The 7,044-nt window shown below is 67.8% G+C and carries 6 protein-coding genes; 3 read left to right on the top strand and 3 right to left on the bottom strand.

Features of this window, described 5'->3' with window-relative positions; genetic code table 11:
* A partial coding sequence (locus ACE3O8_RS12185) for a TetR/AcrR family transcriptional regulator (RefSeq protein ID WP_374390113.1) occupies positions 1 to 674 on the top strand: 674 nt, incomplete at its 5' end.
* On the opposite strand, the gene ACE3O8_RS12180 is transcribed toward ACE3O8_RS12185, so the two are convergent.
* Positions 664 to 1,752, bottom strand: a complete 1,089-nt coding sequence (locus tag ACE3O8_RS12180; protein WP_374390111.1) for a PQQ-dependent sugar dehydrogenase — start codon at positions 1,750 to 1,752, stop codon at positions 664 to 666. The two genes, ACE3O8_RS12185 and ACE3O8_RS12180, sit on opposite strands and share 11 nt — an antisense overlap.
* A gap of 66 nt (positions 1,753 to 1,818) precedes the next feature.
* Between ACE3O8_RS12180 and ACE3O8_RS12175 the strand changes: the two genes are divergently transcribed.
* Positions 1,819 to 2,262 carry a hypothetical protein gene (locus tag ACE3O8_RS12175; protein WP_374390109.1) on the top strand — a complete coding sequence of 148 codons (444 nt, stop codon included), beginning with the start codon at positions 1,819 to 1,821 and terminating at the stop codon, positions 2,260 to 2,262.
* On the opposite strand, the gene ACE3O8_RS12170 is transcribed toward ACE3O8_RS12175, so the two are convergent.
* Together ACE3O8_RS12170 and ACE3O8_RS12165 are read right to left on the bottom strand one after the other, a co-directional pair.
* The gene (locus tag ACE3O8_RS12170; RefSeq protein WP_374390107.1) at positions 2,259 to 3,284 is read right to left on the bottom strand and encodes an alpha/beta fold hydrolase; all 1,026 of its coding nucleotides are present in this window, start codon (positions 3,282 to 3,284) and stop codon (positions 2,259 to 2,261) included. The genes ACE3O8_RS12175 and ACE3O8_RS12170 overlap by 4 nt on opposite strands.
* Positions 3,285 to 3,310: 26 nt before the next feature.
* A complete protein-coding gene (locus ACE3O8_RS12165; protein ID WP_374390105.1) occupies positions 3,311 to 4,252 on the bottom strand; it encodes an NAD(P)H-dependent flavin oxidoreductase in 942 nt (313 codons plus the stop codon).
* A gap of 137 nt (positions 4,253 to 4,389) precedes the next feature.
* On the opposite strand from ACE3O8_RS12165, the gene clpB reads away from it, so the two are divergent.
* Positions 4,390 to 6,990 (top strand): ATP-dependent chaperone ClpB, encoded by a 2,601-nt coding sequence (gene clpB, locus ACE3O8_RS12160; RefSeq protein ID WP_374390103.1) that lies wholly within the window; start codon positions 4,390 to 4,392, stop codon positions 6,988 to 6,990.
* Positions 6,991 to 7,044: the final 54 nt, after the last annotated feature.

The raw sequence follows: 7,044 nt of genomic DNA, 5'->3' as shown, positions 1-7,044 counted from the left end.
CCGGAACCGAACTGGGCAAAAGCCGGAACACCCGCAGGCGCATCCTCGATGCCTCGCGCGACGTTCTGGCCGCGCATGGCTATCAGGGTTTTTCCACGATTGCGGTCGCCGAACGCGCAGGGCTGACGCGCCCGGCCATGCTCTATCACTTCAAGTCGCGGGCGGATCTCGTCCGCGCCACCGCCCAGCATCTGATCCGCACGCGGATCCAGGCCTTCGAAACCGCGATGGCGGGCCTGGAAAGCGCCGCAAGCCCCGGCGATGCCGCAGTTGCCGAGGCGATGGTGGATATGCTGTGGGAACAGCGGCAGGGCCCGGAATTCGCCGCCACCGTCGAACTGCTGATCGCCGCCCGGACCGATTGCGACCTCCGCGATCTGATCCAGCCCGCGATCGACGCCTTCGATCAGGGTCGGCTGGACATCTCCCGCCGCGCCCTTCTCGGCGCCAATCGCGAAACGGCTGCTTTCGAATTCGCGCGCGATCTGCTGCGCTTCATGATGGACGGCATGGCCCTGCAGGACTGGCTGACGATCGACAAGGATCAGCGCCTCGTCGCCGCGCGCGAGTTCCTGAAGGCGCTCGTGGGCTCGGATCAGGGGCGCAGCTTCCTGGCGGCGGTCGTCGCCGGCCAGCTGCAAGGCGCCTCCGCAACGCCCGCCGTCAGCGACTGATCCGCAGCACCTTCCCCTTCGGATCGTCGGTCGTGATCCACACGGCCCCGTCGGGCGCCACCCGAACATCGCGGATGCGCGCCCCGACCGATCGGAACAGGCTTTCCTGCCCCAGCACCTTGCCGTCGGCCGACAGGCGGATGCGTCGCACCTCCTTGTCCACCAGCGCCCCCACCAGCAGATCGCCGTTCCAGTCCGGGAACATCGTGCCGCGATAAACGGCAAGGCCCGACGGCGCGATGGAAGGCGTCCACACCAGGATCGCATCCTCCATCCCCTGGTATCGGCGATAGGGGGAAATGGTCGCGCCGGAATAATCCAGCCCCTTGGTCGCCACCGGCCAGCCATAGTTGCGGCCCGGCCGGATCATGTTCACCTCGTCCCCGCCGCGCGGCCCATGCTCATGCTCGAACAGCACGCCCCGCACGGGGTCAAAGGCCAGCCCCTGCGGATTGCGGTGCCCCCGGCTATAGATGGTGCCCAGCGCCCCGGCTTCCGCCACGAAGGGGTTGTCCTGCGGCACCTTCCCGTCGGTGGTGATCCGCATCACCTTGCCCAGCGGGCTGTCCAGCCGCTGCGCCTGCTCGCGGAAATCGAAACCGTCGCCGGTCGTGACCAGCAGCGTGCCATCCGGCAGGAAGGCCATGCGCCCGCCGAAATGCACCGCGCCCCGCTTCAGCGGCGTCGCGGTATAGATGGGCGTCACCTCCAGCAGGCTGTTGCCCACCAGCTTCGCCCGCGCGATCCGCGTGCCGTTGGCCGAATTCGTGCCATGGGCATAGCTCAGATAGACAAGGCCGTTCTGCTGGAACCCCGGATCGGCCACCACGTCGAACAGCCCGCCCTGCCCCTGGTTGAACACCTTCGGCACGCCGCTCACGCGGCTCATGCGCAGCCCCTCGATCCGGTGCAGGCCGCCGTCCCGCTCCGTCACCAGCACGCCGCCGCCCGGCAGAAAGGCGATGCTCCACGGATGGTTCAGGTTCGAAGCCACCAGCTCCACGCGCGGCTCCGCCGAGGCGGCAACCGGCGCAGCCGCCGCCAGCAGGGCCAGGATCAAGGCCTTCAGCCGTCGCATATCCACTCTCCCGTCCTGCCCAATTCTCCGCTACGCTAGCGCCATTCAGGCCGAGGGGACAAGCGGATGACGAAATGGTGGATGCGTCTGGGGGCACTGTTGCTCGCGGCGCTGGTGACGACGGCGCTGGTCAGCCTGGGGCACAGCCTGTTCGTGCAATCCGAACTCGCCGCGCTCGGCACGGCGCTCCCCATCCATGTCCGGCTGGGCGCCATGCTGCGCGATTTCATCGGCCTGCTGCCCACGCTTGGGGCAATCGTGCTCGGCGCGCTTCTGATCGCCTTCCTCATCGCCGGCTGGCTGCGCCCGCGCGCCGGCCGTCTGGCGCCCTTCGCCTACCCGCTGGCCGGCTGGGCGGCGATCGCCCTCGCGCTGTTCGCCATGCGCCTCGCCTATGGCTTCTCGCCGCTCGCCGGCGCGCGGACAGGCATGGGCTTCCTCGTCATGAGCCTCGGCGGCCTCGCCGGCGGCCTGCTCTTTTCCTACATGCTCGGACGCATCCGCCGCTAGGCCGGCCAGACCTCCGCCAGCGCCGTCGCCAGCCAGCCCACCAGCGCCGCGTTCACCTCGCGCGGCCGTTCCTGCGCCAGGAAATGCCCAGCGGGGATCACCCGCTCGGTCAGCCGGGGGCAGTTGGCGCGCATCGGCTCCGCCAGCCGCGACGTCAGCGTTTCGCACACGGCGTCATATTCGGCGTGCAGGAACAGCACCGGCATCTCCAGCCGCCACCGGTCCTTCACCCGCGCGGCATAGGCCGCGTTCGCCGCGCCGTTCATGTACCAGCTGTCCGGCCCGAAAAAGCCGTTGCGCACCAGCCCCTCCACATAGCGGTCCTCGTCCGCCTCGGTCAGAACTGCCTCGTCGCGCGGCATCTGCGGCGCGGCCATGCCCGGCCCGAACCAGCCGCCGCGGGCGCGCACCCCGGCGGTGATCGCCGGCTGCCCCTTCATCGCGGGGTCGCTCATGCGGAAGGCCAGCCGGATCATGGCGCGCGGATCCGCATCGAAGGCCGCGCAGGCCGCCGCGAAATTCTCGCGATAGAACAGGTGGTAATCCCATTGCGCGGCGGGATGCTCAGCTTCCGGATACAGCGCCCGGTCGGCATAGGGCAGCGCCGCCTCGATGCTGAACCCCTCCGGCAGATAGGGCAGGCACATCGCCGCGACCCCATGGCAGCGATCGGGATGCTGCTGCGCGATGGACCACACCACCGGCGCGCCCCAGTCATGCCCCACCCAGATGGCGCGCGCCGCGCCCAGATGATCCAGCAGCTCGATCATGTCGGCCACGATCTCGGCCAGCGCATAGTCCGCATGCGCCGGATAGATGCTCGACCGGCCATAGCCGCGCACGTCGGGCGCCACCGCATGAAAACCCAGCCCGGCCACCACCGGCAGCTGGTGCCGCCAGGAAATGGAGAGTTCCGGCCAGCCATGCACAAAGATCACCGGCACCCCGGCGGGATCGCCCGCGCTCAGGAAAAAGCTCGTGTGGCGTGGGGTTCTGCACACCTGCTCGCGAATCGCCGTCATCTCGCTCTCCTGCGAAACCGCGGGGGTCAGAAGCGGGGCAGCCCCGCCACCGCCTGCCGGTATTCGGCCATGATCCCGTCCAGGATCTCCTTCACCGGCCGCACGCTGTCGATGCGTCCCGCCACCTGCCCGGTCAGGGCGATGGCCGCCTCCATGTCGCCGCCGAAATACAGATCCTTCGCGCGCGCCATCTCGCCGAAGATATTGTCCGTCGGCTCCACCTCCAGCTTCGACGTGCGCGCCGTCCGCAGCGCCCGCAGCGCCGGCCCCGGCCCCTGCCGGTTCAGGAACACCGTGTCGGTTTCCTTCGCCGCCACGATCGCATCCTTCCAGTTGTGACGCACCGGGCTTTCCGCCGCGCTCACCATGCGCGTCCCCAGCTGGATGCCGTCGGCCCCCAGCGCGAAGGCCGCCGCCATCGTCCGCCCGCACAGCATCCCGCCCGCGGCCACGATCGGCTTGTCCGTATGCGCCCTCACCAGCGGCAGCAGCACCATGGAGGCGACATCGCGGGCATTCTTGAACCCCCCGCCCTCGCCGCCTTCCACCACCAGCCCGTCCACACCGGCCTCCAGCGCCTTCAGCGCCCCGGCCAGGTTCGGCACCACATGGAACACTGTCAGCCCCGCCGCCTTCAGCTCCCCGCAGAAGCGGTTCGGATCCCCGGCGGATGTCGTCACGAAGCGAACGCCCTGGTCGATGATGAACTTCACGATGTCGGGGTCGCGCACGAAGGCCTGCGCCACGTTCACGCCGAACGGCTTGTCGGTCAGTTCCCGCATCTTCGCGATCTCGCCGCGAATGGCGTCCAGCTCGCCCGAACTCGTCTCGATGATCCCCAGCCCGCCCGCGTTGGAAACGGCCGAGGCCAGCTGGCTGCGGGCGATCCAGCCCATCGGCGCCTGGATGATCGGCCGCTCGATCCCCAGCATGTCGCACAGGCGATTGCGCCCGCTGTTGTCTTGCATCCGCTCTCTCCCCACCTACCCTCTCGAACAGAGCGAAGCATGGGCGCCGGCGTCCTGCCACCTCTCGATTTTTTCGGCCGTCCGGTTGTGTGGCAAAACTGCAACACTACATCGGAGGAAAGGAGTAACAGGCGGGCATGAACATCGAGAAATTCACCGACCGGGCCAAGGGCTTCCTCCAGGCCGCGCAGACGATTGCGCTGAGGGAACAGAATCAGCGCGTCACCACCGGCCACCTGCTGAAGGCCCTGCTGGATGACGATCAGGGGATGGCCTCTGGGCTGATCGCGGCAGCGGGCGGCAACGCCCAGCGCGCCCGTGTCGCCGTCGATTCGGCCGTCGCCCGGCTGCCCAAGGTGTCGGGCAGCGGCGCGCAGATGCAGTGGGATCAGGATGTCGCGCGCCTTCTCGATCAGGCGGAACAGATCGCCACGAAGGCGGGTGACAGCTTCGTCACGGTCGAACGGCTGCTGCTGGCGCTCGCCCTCGCCCCGGAAACAGAGGCCGGAAAGGCGCTGAAGGAAGCCGGCGTCACTGCGCAGGGCCTGAACGCCGCCATCGAAGACCTCCGCAAGGGCCGCGCCGCGCACAGCGCATCGGCCGAGGAAAGCTATGACGCGCTGAAGAAATATGGCCGCGATCTCACCCAGTCCGCGCGCGACGGCAAGCTGGACCCGGTGATCGGCCGCGACGAGGAAATCCGCCGCACGATCCAGGTGCTGGCGCGCCGCACCAAGAACAACCCCGTCCTCATCGGGGAACCCGGCGTCGGCAAGACGGCGATTGCCGAAGGCCTCGCGCTGCGCATCGCCAACGGCGACGTGCCCGACGGCCTGAAGGACAAGGTGCTGTTCGCGCTCGACATGGGCGCGCTCATCGCGGGCGCCAAGTATCGCGGCGAGTTCGAGGAGCGGCTGAAGGCCGTGGTCGACGAGATCAAGGCGTCCGACGGGCAGATCATCCTGTTCATCGATGAAATGCACACGCTGGTCGGCGCCGGAAAATCCGAAGGCGCGATGGATGCCTCCAACCTGCTGAAGCCCGCGCTCAGCCGGGGCGAGATGCATGTGATCGGCGCGACCACGCTGGATGAATATCGCAAGCATGTCGAAAAGGACGCCGCGCTCGAGCGCCGCTTCCAGCCCGTGTTCGTGGGCGAACCCACGGTCGAGGACACGATCTCGATCCTGCGCGGCCTGAAGGAAAAATATGAACTGCACCACGGCGTGCGGATCACCGACAGCGCGCTGGTCTCCGCCGCCACCCTCTCCAACCGCTACATCTCGGACCGGTTCCTGCCCGACAAGGCGATCGACCTGATGGACGAAGCGGCCTCGCGGCTCAGGATGGAGGTGGAATCCAAGCCCGAGGAGATCGAGGCGCTGGATCGCCGCATCATGCAGCTGAAGATCGAGCGCGAGGCGCTGGCAAAGGAAAAGGACGACGCGTCGCGGGGCCGGCTGCAGGCGCTGGAAGCCGAGCTGTCGGACCTGGAACTGGAAGCGGGCAACCTGACGGCCCGGTGGGAAGGCGAGAAGGAAAAGCTCTCCAACGCGACAAGGATCAAGGAACAGCTGGATCAGGCCCGGTTCGAAGTGGACCAGGCGCAGCGGCAGGGCAATTTCGCCCGCGCAGGCGAACTGACCTATGGCCTGATCCCCGAGCTGGAAGCAAAGCTCGCAGAAGCCGAAAAGGCCTCGGAAGCGGCCATGGTGCGCGAGGAAGTCACCTCCGAGGACATCGCCGCCGTCGTCTCCCGCTGGACGGGCATCCCCGTCACCAAGATGATGGAGGGCGAGCGCGAGAAGCTCCTGAACATGGAAGCCGAGCTGAACCGCCGCGTCATCGGGCAGGATGATGCCGTGAAGGCCGTCTCCAAGGCCGTCCGCCGCGCCCGCGCCGGCCTGCAGGATCCCAACCGCCCGCTGGGCAGCTTCCTGTTCCTCGGCCCCACGGGCGTCGGCAAGACAGAGCTGACCAAGGCGCTGGCCGATTTCCTGTTCGATTCATCCGACGCGATGGTCCGCATCGACATGTCGGAGTTCATGGAAAAGCATTCGGTCGCCCGCCTGATCGGCGCGCCTCCGGGCTATGTCGGCTATGACGAAGGCGGCGTCCTCACCGAAGCCGTCCGCCGCAGGCCCTATCAGGTCGTGCTGTTCGACGAGGTGGAAAAGGCCCACCCCGACGTCTTCAACGTGCTGCTGCAGGTGCTGGACGACGGCCGGCTGACGGATGGTCAGGGCCGCACGGTGGATTTCACCAACACCATCATCGTCCTCACCTCGAACCTCGGCAGCCAGTATATCGCCGCCCTGCCCGACGGCGCGGATGTGAAACAGGCCGAACCGCAGGTGATGGAAGTGGTGCGCGGCGCGTTCCGCCCCGAATTCCTGAACCGGCTGGACGAAATCATCCTGTTCCACCGCCTCGCCCTCCAGCACATGGGCGCGATCGTGGACATCCAGGTCGAACATGTCGGCAAGCTGCTGAAAGACCGCAAGATCTCGCTCGTCCTCAGCGAAGGCGCCCAGCATTGGCTGGCCCGCGTCGGCTATGATCCGGTCTATGGCGCACGGCCGCTCAAGCGGGCGATCCAGAAGCATCTGGTCGATCCGCTGGCGGAACTGCTGCTCGCAGGCGATGTGCCGGATGGCGCGACGGTCACCGTCACGGATGGCGACGGTCAGCTGCTGCTGGCCGTCTCGACAGAGGCTGCGTCACAGGCCGCAGCCTGAGCCGTGCCTCAATGGCCGGTCAGGCGCCTGCATGGGCGCCTGACCGCGCCGGTT

This window comes from Sandaracinobacter sp., assembly GCF_041909755.1.
In the GTDB taxonomy this organism is placed as follows: domain Bacteria; phylum Pseudomonadota; class Alphaproteobacteria; order Sphingomonadales; family Sphingomonadaceae; genus Sandaracinobacteroides.
Note: the sequence above shows the minus strand (reverse complement) of the source record. Positions and strands in the feature narration are given on the sequence as shown.

Bases quoted from the DNA above. Each gene is read 5' to 3' on its own strand.
- ACE3O8_RS12180 (WP_374390111.1), bottom strand. From the start codon at position 1,752: ATGCGACGGCTGAAGGCCTTGATCCTGGCCCTGCTGGCGGCGGCTGCG.
- ACE3O8_RS12175 (WP_374390109.1), top strand. From the start codon at position 1,819: ATGACGAAATGGTGGATGCGTCTGGGGGCACTGTTGCTCGCGGCGCTG.
- clpB (WP_374390103.1), top strand. From the start codon at position 4,390: ATGAACATCGAGAAATTCACCGACCGGGCCAAGGGCTTCCTCCAGGCC.
- ACE3O8_RS12170 (WP_374390107.1), bottom strand. From the start codon at position 3,284: ATGACGGCGATTCGCGAGCAGGTGTGCAGAACCCCACGCCACACGAGC.
- ACE3O8_RS12165 (WP_374390105.1), bottom strand. From the start codon at position 4,252: ATGCAAGACAACAGCGGGCGCAATCGCCTGTGCGACATGCTGGGGATC.